This is a genomic window from Amycolatopsis sp. WQ 127309 (genome assembly GCF_023023025.1).
GTDB lineage: Bacteria > Actinomycetota > Actinomycetes > Mycobacteriales > Pseudonocardiaceae > Amycolatopsis.
On sequence record NZ_CP095481.1, the window covers coordinates 3,747,729 to 3,764,498 of the forward strand.

The window sequence follows — 16,770 nt, forward strand, 5'->3', positions numbered from 1 at the left end:
TCAGGCGGCGCCTTCGCTGGGCCGCTTGTGGTAGGTGTCCACGTACTCCTGGCCGGACAGCTCGAGGATCGCGTACATCACCTCGTCGGTGACCGAGCGGCGGATCGCCGGCGCGTAGTCCTGGCCTTCGTAGCGCGAAAAGTCGAGGGGTTTGCCGAACGTGATGCCGATCTTGGCCAGGCGGGGGACACGCGCGCCCTCGGGCTGGAGGTTCTCGGTGCCGGTCAGCGCGACCGGCACCACCTTCGCGCCCGTCGCCAGGGCCAGCGCCCCGACGCCGGTGTGGCCGCGGTGCAGCCGGCCGTCGAGCGAGCGCGTGCCCTCGGGGTAGATCGCGAAGACGCCACCCGCGTCGAGCACCTTGCGCGCCGCTTCGAGCGCGGCGAGGCCGGCCTGGGCGTTGCCGCGCTCGACCGGGACGTACCCGAGGCCGCCGAGGAACCCGGCCATCAGCCGGCCCTTGATCGTCTTGCCGACGAAGTACTCGGCCTTGCCGAGGAACTTGACCTGCCGCGGCGTCGCGAAGGTGATCACGCCGGTGTCGAGCGCGGCCCGGTGGTTGGCCGCCAGGAGCACCGGGCCGGTGGCGGGCACGTTCTCCACGCCACGCACCTCCGGCCGGTAGAGCGCCCTGGCCAGCGGGCCCAGCACGAAGCGGACAAGCTGCGCGATCAAGTGGTCCTCCTCCTCGGATGCGGTGCCTCCAGCATGGCACGGTCGCTACTCGTGAGTCGGTTCGAGCGGCGCGTGAGGACATCTTGACCGCGAAGGGTGACCGGACGGTTTCCGTTGTGCTACCGGCGCTCGCCGTCGGTTCGGTCACGGCCGTCCTCGAGGGTGAGGACCTGGTCGAAGCCGTCGAGGTGCTCGGGCCGGTGCGTCACGAGGACGACGCTGCCCCGCGTGCGCTCGAGGACGCGCTCGAGGACGCGCTTGAGGACGGCGTCGCCGTGCGCGGGGTCGAGGCCGTCGACCGGCTCGTCGAGCACCAGGACCCGGGGCGCCGCCAGCACCGCGCGGGCCAGGATCAGCCGTTGCCGCTGACCGCCGGAGAGCGCGTCGCCGTCCGGGCCGGTGTCGCGGTCGAGGGCCAGGTCGAAGCCGGCGGTTTCGCAGGCTTCGCGCAGCTCGTCGTCGGTCGCGTCCGGCTTAGCGAGCAGGAGGTTCTCGCGGACGGTGGTGTGGAAGACGTGCGCGTCGGCGAGCGCCCCGGAGACGGCTTTCGCCAGGTCGGCGTACTCGGCGAGCGGGTGGCCGTCGAGGGTGACGCGCCCGGAGGTCGGGGTTTCGAGGCCGAGGAGCAGGCGCAGGAGGGTGGTCTTCCCGGCCCCGCTGGGCCCGAGGATCCCGACGCGGCGGCCGGGCGCGAGGTCGAGGTCGACGTCCAGCAGCGCGGGCGCGCGTCCCGGATAACGGAGGCCGGCGCGTTCCAGCCTGAAGTGTCCTTCGTGGACGGTGCGGGTGCCCGGGCTGACCGGCGGCGTGGCGAGCACGGCCGTCACCCGAGCCGCCGACGCACGGATCTCCGGAACCCGGCGAGCGGCGGTGATCAGCGGGAGGACGACCTCGAACGTCGTCATGGCGCCGAGGGTGAGAGCGGCGGTCCACGGAACGGAGGCGTCGCAGAGAAGGCAGACGGCGATGGTGGTGACGAGCTGGACGAGGATCCCCGCGGCGCCGAGCAGAGCGGTCTTGACGACCGGTTCCCTGAGCTGCTCGACAACGTCGTGCGCGGCTGCGCGTTTCTCTTCGAGCGCCCCGGCGGCGACCAGCTCCCGGTACCCGGTGACGAGCTCGACGGCACGTTCGGCGAGTTCCGCCCGTTTCGGCGCGTTTTCGACCGCTCGCGCCGCCGTGACCCGGATGACCAGCCAAGGCAGCACCCCACCGGCGACGACGAGCCCCGTGGCCAACGCCCCCGCGGCACCCACGGAGGCCGTCGCCACCACCCCGACAGCGGTGACCCCGACGACCCCGGCGACAACAGCGGGCAGCAACCACCGCAGGACGGCGTCCTGCAGAGCGTCCACATCGGACACGAGCCGGGTGAGGAGGTCCCCACCGGAATACCGCGACCCGGGCACGAGGGCTTGGTAGACGCGGGTGCGCAACGAGCCGAGCCACCGCAGGACGACGTCATGCCCGGCAAGCCGTTCGGCGTACCGCAGGCCACCACGCAGAAGAGCAAGAGCCCGCACAGCGGTCACGGCCAAGGTGAGCGCGGCAAGAGGCGGCCGTTCGGCGGCGCGAAGCAGCAACCAGGCGGCGGTGGCCATGAGAGCGAGCGCGGCCAGCTCGGCTCCAGCGGCGAGCAGCGCGGCGCGGGTGAGGCGGAGGAGGTCCTTTGTGGACACGGCCCACAGTCCCGCTCCGGCGGGATCGTTCGCGCTGTTCATGAAGTGATTCCCCGGGGTGAGAAGTGAGGTCGTGGGCGAAGGTCGCAGCGGATCACCGCGAGACCGCCGTGGCCCAGCGGCACACCCGCCGCCGACGACTGCCGCCCGGCCCCAAGCGGCCCCCACCACTCCCAGAGCAGCCCCCACCACTCCCAGGGGGGCGTCCCCGATCCCAGCGTACCGCCCCTGGCCTGCGAAAACGGGGTGCGCGGAAATCTGTGGACAACTGCTTGCCTGTGGATACCGAACTTGACAAGACGGCGGCGCGGACCCACCCCAGCGGCGGGGTGGAGCCGATCACCGCGACGTTCGGGGCCTCGGTGCGGTCGGCGTGCGCCGTGAACGGAAGGGCAGCGGCGGCCATCAGCGCAGGAGCAGCGGCCTCGGCCCCGGCTCCAGCCCCAGCCCCAGCCCCAGCCCCAGCCCCAGCCCCAGCTCTGGCTCCGGCCCCAGCAACGCAGCGCGGACCAACCGCAAGGCACAACCTCACGCCGCCACCTCCGCGGCCACCCGGCCGTCGCGCAGCTCGACCACCCGGTCCGCCAGCGTGACCATCGCCGGCCGGTGCGCGACCAGCACCGCCGTCCGTGATGGCAGCAGCCGGCGGGTCGCCGACAGCACCGTCGCCTCCGTGCGGGAGTCCAGGCGGGCCGTCGGCTCGTCCAGCAGTACCAGCCCCGCCGTCGTCCGGGCCAGGGCCCGGGCCAGCCCCACTCGCTGCCGCTGACCGGCCGACAGGCCCTCGCCCACCTGAGCCGAGTACCCACCCGGCAACCCCGCCGCCACCTGGTCCAGCGCCGCCGCGCGGGCCGCGCCCGCGACGTCGGGCTCAGCGAGGCCCAGTCCGATATTCGAAGCCAGCGAACCCCGGAACAACGTCGGCCGCTGCGGGACCCACGCGATGTCCGCCAGCCAGTCGGAAGGATCCAGCGCGCGCACGTCCACCCCGTCCGCCAGGACCCGGCCCGATGTCGGCGCGACGAACCCCAGCAGCACCGCCAGCAACGTGCTCTTCCCGGATCCGCTCGGCCCGACCAGTGCCAGCCGCGACCCGGCGGGCACCGACAGGTCCACATCGGACAGTGCGGCAACGTCGCCAAAACGGACGGTCACCCGCTCGAAGACCAGCGAAGGCGCACCCCGGCGTCGAACCACGGTCCCGGAACGAAGCGAAACCACCGGCACCGCAAGCGCTTCCCGCAACGCCGTCAACCCCTCCGCCGCCGCGTGGAACTTCGCGCCCGCCGCTCGCAGCGGCAGGTACGCCTCCGGGGCCAGGATCAGGATCAACAGCGCCGTTCGCGCGTCCAGGCCGCCGTCCAGGAGCCGGAAGCCGATCGGGACCGCGACCAGCGCCACCGACAGCGTCGCGACCAGCTCCAGCACCAGCGCCGACAGGAACGCCACCCGCAACGTCTTCAGCGTCGCGTCCGCGTGCGCGTCCGCCATCGCGCGGACCGTGCGCGCCTGCGCCTCCGCCCGCCCGAACACCTTCAGCGTCCCGAGCCCGCGGACGACGTCGAGGAAGTGCCCGCCCAGCTTCTTGAGCAGGTCCCACTGCGTGTGCGCCGACGTGTGCTTGCCGACCAGGATCGCGAACACCGGGATCAGCGGCAGGGTCGCCGTCACGATCAGCGCCGACGTCAGGTCCGTCGTGAACAGCCGGACGATCACCGCGACCGGCACCACCACCGACACGACGAGCGTCGGCAGATACCCCGTCAGGTAGCTGTCGGTGGCGTCGACACCGCGTGTCACCTGCGTCGCGACGACACCCGCCCGGTCGGACGACGAGCCGAGCAGCCGACGCCGCAGGCCCGCCTTGACCGAGGACGCAAATCGTCCACTGAGGACATCGCCGACCAGTGAAAGCGTTATGCGTAAAGCGATCGCCAGAGCCAAGCTGAACGAGAGACCGCCGCCTGTGAGCAGCGTGGCGAGACCTTCGGCCTGGAGCAACACCGCGAACGCCGAGAGCACGCCGAGCGAGGTCAGCAGAACCAGGTACCGCCGGAGGCCGGGCAGTGCGGGCACGACGTCCTCCTAGAAGTGCAGCAGCGAACGCTGGTCGACGGGGGCGCGGTGCGCGCGCCAGGTCAGCCACTGCACGACGAGCAGCACCAGCACCGCAGGCGGTGCGAACCACATCAGCACCGCGAACGTGCCGGACGACGTCGCCGCCTGATCCGTCGTGAGCGCGTAACCCGAGTCCGCCACCAGGATCGCGGGGAACCGCAGCGTGCCGACCAGCAGCGCGGGACACGCCGCGAGCGTCATCGCCCCGAGCAGCGCCACCCGGTGGCGCTTGAGCGCGAGACCCAGCCACACCGAGCCCAGCGCGAGGAACGCCAGCACGACCACGCCGATGCCCGCCGCCGTCACCCCGTGCAGGACAACCGAACCCCATCCGGTCGCGACGACGAGGAAGCCCATGGCCGGCGGAAGGAACGCGCGCGCCAGCCGCACCGCGCGCCCGGTCAGCTCGGCCGGCGCGCGCACCGCCAGGAACACCGCGCCCTGCAAGCAGAACAGCGCGACGAACCCCAGCCCCCACAGCACGGCGTAGGGGTTGAAGAGCGCGAAGACGTCACCGGACGGCGAGCCGTCGGCGGTCAGCGGCAGCCCGGCCACCAGGTTGCCGAGGAACAGGCCCCACGACACCGCCGTCACCAGCGCGCCGCCGACGATGCCCGCGGTCCACGCGCCGCGCGGCGCGCCGGGGCGGCGGCTGCGCAGCTGCATCGACGCCGTGAACGTCACCAGGCCGAGCAGCAGCGTCACGACCAGGACGTACGCCCCGGCGAACACCTTGCCCTCCAGGTGCGGGAACGCGCCGAACAGCACGCCCACCGCAGCCACCAGCCACACCTCGTTGGCCAGGAAGAACGGCCCGAGCGCACCGAGCGTCTGCCGCCGTCTTCGCTCGCCGGCGTCGAACGCGGGCAGCAGCATCCCGACGCCGTAGTCGTACCCCGCGAGCGCGAAGTAGCCGCAGGTCAGCAGGCCCAGTACACCCCACCAGAAGGTCACCACCGGTCAGACTCCGCTCAGGACGGGCAGTTCGGCGACGTCGCGCTCGACCGGCTCCGGGCCGCGCTTGGCCACGCGCGCCAGCAGCACCCAATCGGCCACGGCGAGCGCGGCGAACAGCAGTGAGAAAGCGATGAACGAGAACAGGATCTGGCCGGCCGGGACGTCCGCGAGCGCGTCGGCGGTGCGCAGCTTCCCCCAGACCAGCCACGGCTGACGGCCGATCTCGCGCACCAGCCAGCCGAGGATCGCGGCGGCGAACGGCAGCGGGATGGCCGCGACCATCAGGCGGTGCAGGAACCGGGCCTTGGTGATCCAGTCGCGGAAGAGCAGCGCCGTGCCGAGCAGCGCGCACAGCAGCATGACGAACCCGAGCATGATCATCAGGCCCAGTGGCAGCCCGACGCCGCCGTACTTGAGCTTGTCGGGCTGGTACATCGCGAGCTCGCCGAACTGCGCGAAACCCTGGTTGACCACCAGGATCGCGCCGATCAGCGCCGCGACGACGCCGATCCGCATCGAGCGGCGGAAGAACTCGATCTCGGTGGTGCGCTTGAGGAAGTGGTACGCGCTGACGCCGGCCACGAAGAACCCGCCGGTCAGGATCGCGGCGGCGACCACGTGTGGCAGCGACGCGGCCAGCGCCGGGTTGGTGAACAGCGCGCCGAAGTCGTCGAGGCGCAGGGTGCCGTGCTCGACGTGGCTGCCGACCGGGTCCTGCAGGAACGAGTTGGCCAGCATGATGAACAGCGCCGACGCGTACGCCGTGAGCGTGACCAGCCAGATCAGCGTGAGGTGCAGCCACTTGCCCATGCGCCCGAAGCCGAAGATCCACAACCCGAGGAACGTGGACTCGAGGAAGAACGCGACGAGCGTCTCGATGGCCAGCGGGGCGCCGAAGACGTCGCCGGCGAAGGCGGAAAGACCGGTCCAGGTCAGCCCGAACTGGAACTCCATCACGATCCCGGTGACGATCCCCAGCGCGTAGTTGATCACGTACAGCCGGCCCCAGAAGCGCGTCATCCGCTCGAGTTCGGGCTTGCCGCCGAGTGCCGAGCGCGTCTGCATCACGGCCACCAGCGTGACCAAACCCAGGGTGAGCAGCACGAACAAGAAGTGGAACGAGGTCGTCGTCGCGAACTGGAGTCTCGCGACCGGGAGTGCGTTCATGTAGCCAGGCTACACATAGTCTGCCTACATGTAGCCAGTCGACGTGTAGACTGCGTACCCATGAAGGCGGACTCCCTGCGCGGGCACCTCGACGCGTTGCTGCTGGCGGTCCTCGACGGCCGGAAGCTGCACGGCTACGCGATCATCGAGGCCCTGCAGCTGCGCAGCGACGGCGCGCTCGACCTGCCGACCGGCACGGTCTACCCGGCGCTGCGCCGGCTCGAGCGGGCCGGCTGGCTGGCCAGCGAGTGGGACGTCGTCTCCGGCCGCAAGCGCCGCACCTACCGGCTCACCCGCGCCGGCCAGCAGGCCCTGGCCGCCGAACGCACGGAATGGCGGCAGTTCACGGCCGTCATCGGGGGAGTGCTGGGCGCATGATCGACGAGTACCTGGCCGACCTCGACCGGCGGCTGCACGGCTGCGGCAAGTTCAAGGCCGACCTGCTGGACGAGGCGCGCGACGGCCTGCACGACGCCGCCGACGCCTACCGCGCCGGCGGCCGCGGCGACGAGGACGCCGAGCGCCGCGCCGTCGCCGACTTCGGCCCGGCGGCCGTCGTCGCCCGCGACTACCAGGCCGAGCTCGGCATGCTCAGCGGCGTCCGCACGCTGTGGAAGCTCGTCATCGGCGTGCCGCTGATGCAGGCGTCCTGGGACTACGCCCGGATCCTCACCTACGGCGCCTGGACGAACCTGCCGACGTCGACGCCGGAGTGGTACCGCGTCGTCGCGCACCTCACCCACGGCGCGGTGTTCGTCGTGCCGGTCATCGGCCTGCTCGCGCTGCTCGGCACCCGCTGGCTCAGCCGCCGCCTCGACGCCGTCCGGCTGGCCCGGTTCTGCGGTGTCCTGCTCGCGGTGGCCGTCGGCGTCAACCTCGCCTCGGTCGGCCTGCTGATCGGCTCGACCGGCGTCGTCGACGCGTCGAGGTTGTTCCTGAGCGTCCCGTGTGCCGTGCTGATGGTCGCCTGGGTGCTTCTTTCCCTGCGGCTCGTCGTGCTCGCGAGACGTTCCTGGGGCGGGTATGCCACGATCGTCGCGTGACGACCGCGCTGATCTACCTCGTAGTCATGCTGCTGGTGGCCGCCGTGGTGTTCCTCCTGGCCGCCGTCGTGTTCGGCCGGGGTGAGGAGCTGGCCCCGCTGCCGCCGGGCAGCTCGCCCACGCGGCTGCCCGCCGAGGACATCACCGGCGAAGACCTGGAGGACGTGCGCTTCCAGCTGGTGCTGCGCGGCTACAAGATGTCCGAAGTGGACTGGGTGCTGCGCCGCCTCGGCGTCGAGATCGACGAGCTGCGCACCCGGGTCGCCGAGCTGGAGCAGCGTCAACCCGAGCTTCAACCGGAGCGCGAAGCCGAGCGGGAGACCGCACCGGAGAGCGCCCAGTGACGGACCTCGTGCTGTCCGTCGACGTCCGCGCGCCGGCCGGGACGACCTGGCTCGCGCTCACGGACTGGACGCGCCAGGGCGAGTGGATGCTGGGCACCGACGTCGAGGTGACCGAAGGCAACGGCCGCAGCGTCGGCTCGCGACTGGCCGCGTTCACCGGCGTCGCCGGGATCGGCTTCACCGACAAGATGGAGATCACCACCTGGGAGCCGCCGGTGCGGTGCTCGGTGCGGCACTTCGGCAGCGTCGTGCAGGGCACCGGCGTGTTCCAGGTGGTGCCGAAGGGCGCGCAGCGCTCGACGTTCGTCTGGGCCGAGCACCTGCGGTTGCCGTTCGGGCCGCTGGGCCGGCTCGGCTGGCCGGTCGTGCGGCCGGCGTTCGCGCTGGGGGTGCGCCAGTCGCTGCGGCGGTTCGCGAAGTTCGCGGAGGACTATTCGGTGGGCGGGTTCGGGGGCTCGGATGACTGAACTGATCGGCACCGACGGCGTCCCGCGGTGCAGCTGGGGCAACTCGACCCCGGACTACATCGACTACCACGACAAGGAGTGGGGCACGCCGCTCCACGGCCAGGACGAGCTGTACGAGCGCCTGTGCCTCGAGGCGTTCCAGTCCGGGCTGTCGTGGATCACGATCCTGCGCAAGCGCGAGAACTTCCGCAAGGCGTTCAAGCAGTTCAAGCCGGTGAAGGTGGCGAAGTTCGGCGACGCCGACATCGAGCGGCTGATGCAGGACGCGGGGATCGTGCGGAACCGCGCGAAGATCCTGGCGGCGATCAACAACGCCCGGGCGATCGCCGACCTGGACGTCCCGCTGGACGACCTGCTGTGGTCGTTCGCACCCTCTTCGCACCAGCGGCCGAAGACGATGGCCGACGTCCCGGCCATCACGGACGAGTCGAAGGCGATGGCGAAAGAGCTGAAGAAGCGCGGCTTCGCGTTCCTCGGCCCGACGACGTGCTACGCGCTGATGCAGGCCACCGGCATGGTCGACGACCACATCCAAGGCTGCTTCCGGGCCGGTTGACCCGGAAGCAGCCCGGCGCTTACTTGCCCTGGAAGGCCGGCTTGCGCTTGCCGACGAAGGCCTCGACGGCTTCGGCGTGGTCGGCGGTCGCGCCCAGCGCGGTCTGGGCGGCGTCCTCGGCGTCGAGCGCCTCGTCGAACGTCGACTGCGCGGCGAGGTTGAGCACGCTCTTGATCTTCGCGTACGCCACGGTCGGCCCGGTCGCGAGCTTCGCCGCGACCTGCTGGGCGCGCGCCGCCAGCTCGTCGTCCGGCACGACCTCGCCGACCAGGCCGAGCCGCTGCGCCTCGGCGGCGTCGACGGTGCGGGCCAGCAGCATCAGCTCGGCGGCGCGGCCGTAGCCGACCAGCCGCTGCAACGTCCACGACGCGCCCGAATCCGGGCCCAGCCCGACGTTCGCGAAGGCCATCAGGAACGACGACGACTCGGCGGCGATCCGCAGGTCACTGGCGTAGGCGAAGGCCGCGCCGGCCCCGGCGGCGGTGCCGTTGACCGCCGCGATGACGGGCTTCGCCATGGCCACGATCGCCTTGACGATCGGGTTGTAGTGCTCCTTCACCGTGTGTAGCGGGGCGGGGTCACCCGCTTGCAGCAACCCGACGTGCTCCTTCAAATCCTGGCCGGCGCAGAACGCCTTGCCCGAACCGGTCAGCACGACGGCCCGGACGCTCTCGTCGCCGGACGCCCCGCGCAGGGCCGCGAGCAGTGCTTCCTTCAGCTCGACGGTCAGCGAGTTGTACGCCTGCGGCCGGTTGAGGGTGAGGGTGCGCACCCCGTCGGCGTCGGCGATCAGCAGGACGTCGGATGTGGTCACGTCTTCTCCTTGCGCTGAAACATCGGTCGTCCGAGACTCTCACACCCCTCGCGGGCCGCATACCAGCACCGATACGGCAGCAAAAGATCGGTCCGCTGATGCGCCGAGGCGCTGATAGGGGACAATGGACGGTAAGACCCGGCTGGCTTTCACGCGAGCGCGACCCGGGCGCGCCGGTTGAGACGGAGGGAGCACGCTATGGCGGCCATGAAGCCCCGGACCGGAGATGGTCCCCTCGAAGTGACTAAGGAGGGGCGGGGCCTCGTGATGCGCGTACCGCTCGAGGGTGGCGGGCGACTCGTCGTCGAACTCTCCGCGGAGGAAGCGAAAGACCTCGGCGCCGCTTTGCAGGAGGTCACCGGCTGAACCGGCCCCCCAGAACCGTCCTTCCGTCGCACCCCGGTCTCCCTTCGGAGGCCGGGGTCGCGGTTCCTCTGCGCCCGAAGGTTGCTCACTGTGCGTAATCCGCTACCCCCCGTTCCGACTAGTCTCCTCGACATCGAGGTCGCGGGCGACCTTCGCCGCGGCACCCCGACCGTCCGGCTCGTGACCGCGCCGGCCGACGACGTCGAGGCCGAGCCGGTCGAGGTCGGCGGCGTCCGGATCACCGGCAAAGCGGGCGACGTGCAGACGGTCCCCGGCGACGGCCCCCGCTGGGTCGCGGGGCTCGGCGACGGCGAGCCGAAGCAGTACCGCAAGACCGGTGCGGCGCTGGTCCGCGCGGTGAACGCGGGGCTGGCCGGCGACGTCGAGCACGGCGGGAAGGCGTTCCGCGCGGTGCAGCTCGTGCTGCCCGAGGAGGCGTCCGGCGAGCACGTCACGGAGCTGGCGCTGGGGCTGCTGCTCGGCGGCTACCGCTTCAAGGTGTCCACAGAGGACCCGAAGCCGGCCGTGCGGACGGTGCGGCTGGTGACGCACGACCGCGCGGTGGCGAGCCACACCGAGCTCGTCGAGCGCGCGACGGCGCTGGCCGCCGCGACGGCGCTGACCCGCGACCTCGCGAACACCCCCTCGAACGTCAAGTCCCCGGCCTGGCTCGCGGACACCGCGGCGAAGGTGGCCGGCCCGCGCGTCGAGGCGACGATCCGCGACGAGCAGTGGCTCGCGGAGCAGGGCTTCGGCGGCGTGCTGGCCGTCGGCGGCGGTTCCGCGCGGCCGCCGCGGCTGATCGAGCTGTCCTACAAGCCGTCCGGTGCTTCCGGTGCGGTCAAGCACCTGCTGCTGGTGGGCAAGGGCATCACGTTCGACACCGGCGGCCTGTCGATCAAGCCGGCCGACGGCATGCACTTGATGCGCACGGACATGGCGGGCGGCGCGGCCGTGATCGCCGCGACCCGCGCGATCGCCGCGCTCGGGCTCCCGGTGCGGGTCACCGCGCTGGTGCCGGCGGCCGAGAACCACGTGTCGGGGTCGGCGTACCGGCCGGGCGACATCGTCCGCCACTACGGCGGCAAGACGACCGAGGTCGGCAACACCGACGCCGAGGGCCGGATGGTCCTGGCCGACGCGCTGGCGTACGGCATCAAGCGGTACGCCCCGGACGTCGTCGTCGACGCGGCGACGCTCACCGGCGCGATGAAGGTGTCACTCGGCCTGCGCACCGGCGGCCTGTTCGCCACGGACGACGCGCTGGCGTCATCGGTCGTCGCGGCGGGTGCGCGGGTCGGCGAGGCGTGGTGGCGCATGCCGCTGGTGGAGGACTACGCGGAGAACGTCCGAGGCGAGTTCGGCGACGTCCGCCAGACCCCGGGCGGCCCGGGCAGCATCACGGCGGCGCTGTTCCTGCGCGAGTTCACCGAGGGCCTGCCGTGGGCCCACCTGGACATCGCGGGCCCGGCGAGGTCGGAGAAGAACTACAACGAGGTGGTCCCGGGCGCGACGGGCTTCGCGGCCCGGACCCTGGTGGAGCTGGCCGCTTCACTGGGCTGAGTTCGCCGGCCATGTGGCGGCGGCACGTGCTGTCCGTGCGGTTGTCGGGCTGTCCGCGCTGGTGCCGCACTGTCGCCGCCGTCGCGCCGCCCAGGTTGTCCACAGCCCGGCTGGATTGTGGACAACTCGCTGCTCACGACCGTTTTCGCCGGGCTTCGTCGGGGGCCGCCGATAGACTGGACCCGGGGACGCCCCCCAGGGAAGGGTGGGGGAGTTTCTCGGCGGCGGCCGGATTATTTGCGCCCCGCCGTCGTCAGCACGTGGTCGCGGAAGACCGTCACCGCCGGTGTTGTCGGCTCGCCCGCGCGCCACACCAGGCCGATCGTGCGTGACGCCGGTGGGTTCAGCGGTACTTCCGCCACTCCCGCCGGCGTGCCCGGGCCGAACCGGGGCAGCAGCGCCACGCCGAGACCGGCCGCGACCAGGCCGCGGACCGTGTCGGACTCCTGGCCCTCGAACGCGATGCGGGGCGTGAAGCCCGCCGCCGCGCAGAGTTCGTCCGTCAGCGTGCGGACGCCGTAACCCGGCTCCAGCAGCACGAACTCCTCCTCGGCCAGCTCGGCCACCCGCACCTGCCGCCGGTCCGCGAGCCGGTGGCCCGTCGGGACCGACAGCAGGATCTCCTCCTCGGCCAGCCCCGCCGAGACCAGCGAAGGCGCCTCCGACGGCAACGGCGCGAGCAGCGCGAGGTCCAGCTCGCCACCCGCGAGCCGGTCGAGCATGTCCTGCCGCGAGCCCTGGACCAGCGTGAACCGCACTCCCGGGTACCGCGCCCGGTAGCCGCGCAGCAGCGTCGGCACCAGCGTCCGCCCCAGCAGGTGCAGGAACCCGAGCACCACGTGCCCGGACTCCGGCGCCACCTCCTCGCGCGCCAGCCGGACGCCGGTGTCGACCGCGGCGAGGGCCCGCTCGGCCGCTTCGGCCAGCAGTTCCGCCGCGCGGGTGAGCCGGATGCCGCGGCCGTCCGGGACGGTCAGGGGCGCGCCCAGCGCGTCGGCCAGTGCCGCGATCCGGCGGCTCACCGTCGGCTGCGGGACGCCCAGCAGTTCGGCCGCGCGTGTGACGTTCCCCGTAGCCCGCAGCGCGACGAGGAGCCGCAGGTGCGGTGCGACCTGCGCGGACAGCGAGTCATACGTCATCACATGGATTATGGACCAACTGCGTATTGGACGTATTGGTTAGCCCTGCTTACTTTCGGCTGGTGACCACCACCCGCCGAGTCAAGACCGCCGTCGCCGCGGCCGGGATCTCTTCCTTCGCCCTGCTCTACGCGCCGCAGCCGGTGCTCCCGCAGCTCGCCGCGCAGTACCACCTCGATCCCGGCGGCGCGGCGCTCGCGGTGAGCGTCGCGACCGGCGCGCTGGCCATCGCGGTCCTGCCGATCGCCGCGCTGTCCGAGGTGGTCGGGCGGCGGCCGGTGATCGTGACTTCGGTGATCGCGTCGGTCGTGTTCGGGCTGCTGCTGCCGCTGATGCCGACGTATCCGGCGCTGCTCGTGCTGCGCGCGCTGCAGGGCATCGCGATCGCCGGGTTCCCCGGGGTCGCGGCCGCCTACCTGGCCGAACGGCTCGGCCGCGCGGGCGTCGCCGCCGCCGTCGGCGCGATGATCGCGGGCAACACGGTCGGCGGCATGCTCGGCCGGCTGTCGGCGGGCTTCTCCGCCGGGCCGCTCGGCTGGCGCGGCGCGCTCTACGTCGTCGCGGGCATCGGCGCGGTGTGCGCCGCGATCACCGTCGTGACGCTGCCGCCCGGCACGGCTCGCGGGAAGGTGCAGCTCAAGGCGGTCGCGGCGGGCCTGCTGACGGCGGTGCGCCGCCCGGTGCTGCTGGCGCAGTACGCCGTGGCGCTGCTCGCGATGGGCTCGTTCGTCGCGCTCTACAACGCGGCCGGGTTCCGGCTGACCGGCGACCCGCTGAACCTTTCGCCGGCGATCGCGTCGCTGGTGTTCCTCGCCTACGCGACGGGTTCGGTGTCCTCGGCGGCGGCCGGACGGCTGGTGGCGCGCGTCGGCCGTCGTCGCGCGGTGATCGGCTCGCTGCTGCTGATGGCCGCCGGGGCGGCGCTGACCCTGCCGGACTCGCTGCCGCTGGTCATCGCCGGTTTCCTGGTGCTGACCTGCGCGTTCTTCGCCGCGCACGCGGTCGCCAACGGCTGGGCGGCGGCCGACGCCCCCGAGGACGCGCGAGGCCAGGTGGGCGGCATGTACACGGCGACGTACTACCTGGGCAGCAGCATCGGCGGCGCGGCGGGCGCGAACGTCTACGGCCACGCGGGCTGGGGCCGGCTGATCGCGCTGGTGACGATCTGGCTCCTGCTGGCGGCGGCCGCGGTGGCCGCCGGAACCCGGGTCCGCACCGCGCACCGCGAGCTGGTCCCGAGCTGAGCTCAGATCGCCGCGGCCACCAGCAGACCGCCGCCCACCGGCAACAGGGCTGGGACCAGGCGTTCGTCCTCGCGAAACGCCCGTGCCACCTCGCGCAGGGCCAGTGTCTCCGGGTCACGGCGGGACGGGTCGATCACCCGGCCGCCCGCCAGGACGTTGTGGAACGCGATGATCCCGCCGCGGCGCAGCAGCGATACGCCCAGCTCGTAGCACCCCGGGTACTCGATGTGCGCCGAGTCGACGAACACCAGGTCGTAGCCGCCCGGCGTCAGCCGCTGCAGGACGTCCAGTGCGCGCCCGACGATCAAGCGGGTCCGGCCCGGTGCGTAGCCGGCCTCGCGGAACGTCGCGCGTGCGGCCCGCTGGTACTCCGGCTCGAGGTCGATCGACGTCAGGATGCCCTCCGGGGCCATCCCGCGCAGCAGGCTCAGCCCGCTCACGCCGGCGCCCGTGCCGACCTCGACGACGGCCTTCGCGCGCAGCGTGGCGGCCAGGAACCGCAGGGTCGCGCCCGCGCCCGCGCTCAGCGGGCTGCAGCCCAGGTCCTCGGCCCGTGCGCGCGCCGAAGACAGCACCTCGTCGTCGGGCAGGTACCCGTCGACGAACCCGGAGTCGGCCGGTGCGGCCGCAGGGGTGGGCGTGTTCACGCACGGAGGTTAGCGTTGGTTGTCGATAAATCCGCGCAGGCTCCCTGGTAAGCACCCCGGAAGAACTTCTCAGCCTGTTCTCAGTCCAGTCTCACTAGAACCATAAGGAACGCCGACAGACTCGAATCCAGACGCACGGGAACACCGTGCCCGTGGCCCGCGTTGGGTGGAGCAGACAGGAGAAACACAGATGGAGGTGCCTGCTCCCGCGATGCAGAACGCCGATACGGCCGTCGACGCGGCTCAGCCCGTGTCCCTCGACGAGGCGGCCTGGACGCCACCGTCGTGGGACGAGGTCGTCCGCGAGCACGGTGACCGGGTCTACCGGCTCGCCTACCGCCTGACCGGCAACACCCACGACGCCGAGGACCTCACCCAGGAGACCTTCATCCGGGTCTTCCGGTCGCTGGCGTCCTACAAGCCCGGCACGTTCGAGGGCTGGCTGCACCGGATCACCACCAACCTGTTCCTGGACATGGCCCGCCGCCGTTCGCGGGTGCGCATGGAAGGCCTGCCGGAGGACACCGACCGCATCGTGGGCGACGACCCGAGCCCCGAGCAGGTCTACACCGACACCCACCTGGACCCGGACCTGCAGGCCGCGCTCGACGAGCTGCCGCCGGAGTTCCGGGCCGCCGTGGTGCTGTGTGACGTCGAAGGCCTCTCGTACGAGGAGATCGGCGCCACGCTCAACGTCAAGCTGGGGACCGTCCGCAGCCGGATCCACCGCGGCCGGCAGGCGCTGCGCGCTTCGCTGGAGCGCCGGCGCAGTCACGCCCCGGAGTCTGCGAAGGTGTCGGTATGACCGCACCGCGAGGCTGGGGACTCCCCGAGTCGCACCTGCTGCCGGACGCCGTGGTCGCGTTCGTGGACGGCGAGCTCTCGCACGGCGCGCGTGACCGCGCGGCGTCGCACATCACGCGCTGCGCTTCCTGCGCCGGTGACGTCCAGGCCCAGCGACAGGCCTGCGCCGCGATCCGCGGCGCGGGCGCGCCGTCGATGTCGGCCGGGTTCCTGGCGAGCCTCCGGTCCATCCCGGAGCACACGGACCTGCCCAGCAGCCCCGACAACCTGGCGATCACCGCCGACGGCCAGCTCGTCGCGGTCCAGCGGCCCGACCGGGTCGCCGGCCTGCGCGACTCGGGTGTCCTGGGCGGCGTGGCACCGCTCGGCTCGTCGGCCCCGCTCGGCCAGTCCCCGAACGTCCTGGGCGGCGGCCGCTTCAAGCGCCGCGCGGCGCAGGGCGCGGGCGTGGTCGTGTCGGGGTTGGTGCTGAGCGCGCTGGCCCTGGTGGGAACCACGGCGGACAGCGGTGACGGCACCCCGGACACGGGCGGCCAGGTCCCGCAGAACGCGAACCTGCTCCCGGCCCAGATGGCGGTGCCCCAGGCCCCGCGCCTGGAGCCGGCCCCCTCGGTGACGTCCACCCCGGTGAGCTCGCCGATCGCGGTGCCGGTCGGCGTTCGCTGACCGGATCCGCGCACGTTTCGTTCTGAAGGCCACCTCGATCTCGAGGTGGCCTTTCCGTGCGTTTGGCTCATCCGCGGCCCGGTACGCAGACTCCTGGCGTAGCCCAGTGCGCGGCCCGATCAGACCAGGTCCCGGCGGCCGCAGAACTGCTCGGGGCCGGGCCTGCCGATCGAAAGCGCCCCCCGCCCGTCCCTGGGGGGCTGCCCCGAGTCCAGTCTATCGGCGACCTCCGACGGAAATGACCATTCGCGAGGGGCGACGGCGATTTGTCCACATTGCGGTTCTGCCTGTGGGCAACCGGCCTTTTGCCTGGAAATCGCCCGGTTCTGACTGAACTCGGCTGGCTCGGCCTGGGGGAACCGTCCCGCTTGGCGCGGGGGCTCCGCCTGGGAACCGACCTGCCTCGCATGGGCAACTCGGCTTGCTCCGCCTGGGAAACCGCGCCCGCAGAACCCGGCGTGCTCCACCTGGTCAACCGGCCGCTTCACCCGACGACTCGGCCAAGAAACAGCCATTTCACC

At 72.2% G+C, this 16,770-nt stretch carries 18 protein-coding genes; 10 read left to right on the forward strand and 8 right to left on the reverse strand.

What is annotated here, in order from left to right; genetic code table 11:
• From MUY22_RS17660 to MUY22_RS17680, 5 genes are all read right to left on the reverse strand, one after another.
• Complete coding sequence (locus tag MUY22_RS17660) at positions 1–675, reverse strand: 1-acyl-sn-glycerol-3-phosphate acyltransferase (protein WP_247061010.1); 675 nt, start codon at positions 673–675, stop codon at positions 1–3.
• A 119-nt stretch (positions 676–794) separates the two neighbouring features.
• Positions 795–2,396: a thiol reductant ABC exporter subunit CydC gene (gene cydC, locus MUY22_RS17665; RefSeq protein ID WP_247061012.1), complete on the reverse strand. Its 1,602-nt coding sequence runs from the start codon at positions 2,394–2,396 to the stop codon at positions 795–797.
• Positions 2,397–2,882: 486 nt separating this feature from the next.
• Positions 2,883–4,430 carry a thiol reductant ABC exporter subunit CydD gene (gene cydD, locus MUY22_RS17670; protein WP_247061014.1) on the reverse strand — a complete coding sequence of 516 codons (1,548 nt, stop codon included), beginning with the start codon at positions 4,428–4,430 and terminating at the stop codon, positions 2,883–2,885.
• A gap of 9 nt (positions 4,431–4,439) precedes the next feature.
• Positions 4,440–5,429, reverse strand: coding sequence for a cytochrome d ubiquinol oxidase subunit II (locus MUY22_RS17675; protein ID WP_247061016.1), 990 nt, complete (start codon positions 5,427–5,429; stop codon positions 4,440–4,442).
• Between the two features lie 3 nt (positions 5,430–5,432).
• A complete protein-coding gene (locus MUY22_RS17680; RefSeq protein WP_247061018.1) occupies positions 5,433–6,596 on the reverse strand; it encodes a cytochrome ubiquinol oxidase subunit I in 1,164 nt (387 codons plus the stop codon).
• A 60-nt stretch (positions 6,597–6,656) separates the two neighbouring features.
• On the opposite strand from MUY22_RS17680, the gene MUY22_RS17685 reads away from it, so the two are divergent.
• The 5 genes from MUY22_RS17685 to MUY22_RS17705 are packed head-to-tail and all read left to right on the forward strand — an operon-like array spanning position 6,657 to position 9,006.
• Positions 6,657–6,974: a helix-turn-helix transcriptional regulator gene (locus MUY22_RS17685; protein WP_247061020.1), complete on the forward strand. Its 318-nt coding sequence runs from the start codon at positions 6,657–6,659 to the stop codon at positions 6,972–6,974.
• Complete coding sequence (locus MUY22_RS17690) at positions 6,971–7,639, forward strand: permease prefix domain 1-containing protein (protein WP_247061022.1); 669 nt, start codon at positions 6,971–6,973, stop codon at positions 7,637–7,639. Before MUY22_RS17685 ends, MUY22_RS17690 begins: the two co-directional genes overlap by 4 nt.
• Positions 7,636–7,983, forward strand: a complete 348-nt coding sequence (locus tag MUY22_RS17695; protein WP_247061024.1) for a DivIVA domain-containing protein — start codon at positions 7,636–7,638, stop codon at positions 7,981–7,983. Before MUY22_RS17690 ends, MUY22_RS17695 begins: the two co-directional genes overlap by 4 nt.
• Entirely contained in the window at positions 7,980–8,450 is a 471-nt protein-coding gene (locus MUY22_RS17700) for an SRPBCC family protein (protein ID WP_247061026.1), read from the forward strand. Before MUY22_RS17695 ends, MUY22_RS17700 begins: the two co-directional genes overlap by 4 nt.
• Positions 8,443–9,006, forward strand: a complete 564-nt coding sequence (locus MUY22_RS17705) for a DNA-3-methyladenine glycosylase I (RefSeq protein WP_247061028.1) — start codon at positions 8,443–8,445, stop codon at positions 9,004–9,006. The genes MUY22_RS17700 and MUY22_RS17705 overlap by 8 nt, the downstream gene beginning before the upstream one ends.
• Positions 9,007–9,025: 19 nt before the next feature.
• Here the strand turns inward: MUY22_RS17705 and MUY22_RS17710 are convergent, their stop codons facing one another.
• Entirely contained in the window at positions 9,026–9,820 is a 795-nt protein-coding gene (locus MUY22_RS17710) for an enoyl-CoA hydratase-related protein (RefSeq protein ID WP_247061029.1), read from the reverse strand.
• Positions 9,821–10,018: 198 nt separating this feature from the next.
• Between MUY22_RS17710 and MUY22_RS17715 the strand changes: the two genes are divergently transcribed.
• Both MUY22_RS17715 and MUY22_RS17720 read left to right on the forward strand, forming a co-directional pair.
• On the forward strand, positions 10,019–10,186 hold the full coding sequence (locus tag MUY22_RS17715; protein WP_005155393.1) for a DUF3117 domain-containing protein: 168 nt from the start codon (positions 10,019–10,021) through the stop codon (positions 10,184–10,186).
• 90 nt (positions 10,187–10,276) lie between these two features.
• Complete coding sequence (locus tag MUY22_RS17720) at positions 10,277–11,749, forward strand: M17 family metallopeptidase (RefSeq protein WP_247061030.1); 1,473 nt, start codon at positions 10,277–10,279, stop codon at positions 11,747–11,749.
• Positions 11,750–11,982: 233 nt separating this feature from the next.
• Here the strand turns inward: MUY22_RS17720 and MUY22_RS17725 are convergent, their stop codons facing one another.
• A complete protein-coding gene (locus MUY22_RS17725) occupies positions 11,983–12,888 on the reverse strand; it encodes a LysR family transcriptional regulator (protein WP_247061031.1) in 906 nt (301 codons plus the stop codon).
• Between the two features lie 62 nt (positions 12,889–12,950).
• Between MUY22_RS17725 and MUY22_RS17730 the strand changes: the two genes are divergently transcribed.
• Positions 12,951–14,132 (forward strand): MFS transporter, encoded by a 1,182-nt coding sequence (locus tag MUY22_RS17730; protein ID WP_247061032.1) that lies wholly within the window; start codon positions 12,951–12,953, stop codon positions 14,130–14,132.
• 2 nt (positions 14,133–14,134) lie between these two features.
• Here MUY22_RS17730 and MUY22_RS17735 read toward each other — a convergent pair whose 3' ends face one another.
• Positions 14,135–14,779 carry an O-methyltransferase gene (locus MUY22_RS17735; protein ID WP_247061033.1) on the reverse strand — a complete coding sequence of 215 codons (645 nt, stop codon included), beginning with the start codon at positions 14,777–14,779 and terminating at the stop codon, positions 14,135–14,137.
• A gap of 190 nt (positions 14,780–14,969) precedes the next feature.
• On the opposite strand from MUY22_RS17735, the gene sigE reads away from it, so the two are divergent.
• A complete protein-coding gene (gene sigE, locus MUY22_RS17740) occupies positions 14,970–15,584 on the forward strand; it encodes an RNA polymerase sigma factor SigE (protein ID WP_371827626.1) in 615 nt (204 codons plus the stop codon).
• On the forward strand, positions 15,581–16,249 hold the full coding sequence (locus tag MUY22_RS17745; RefSeq protein ID WP_247061034.1) for an anti-sigma factor: 669 nt from the start codon (positions 15,581–15,583) through the stop codon (positions 16,247–16,249). Before sigE ends, MUY22_RS17745 begins: the two co-directional genes overlap by 4 nt.
• The last annotated feature ends 521 nt before the right edge of the window (positions 16,250–16,770 follow it).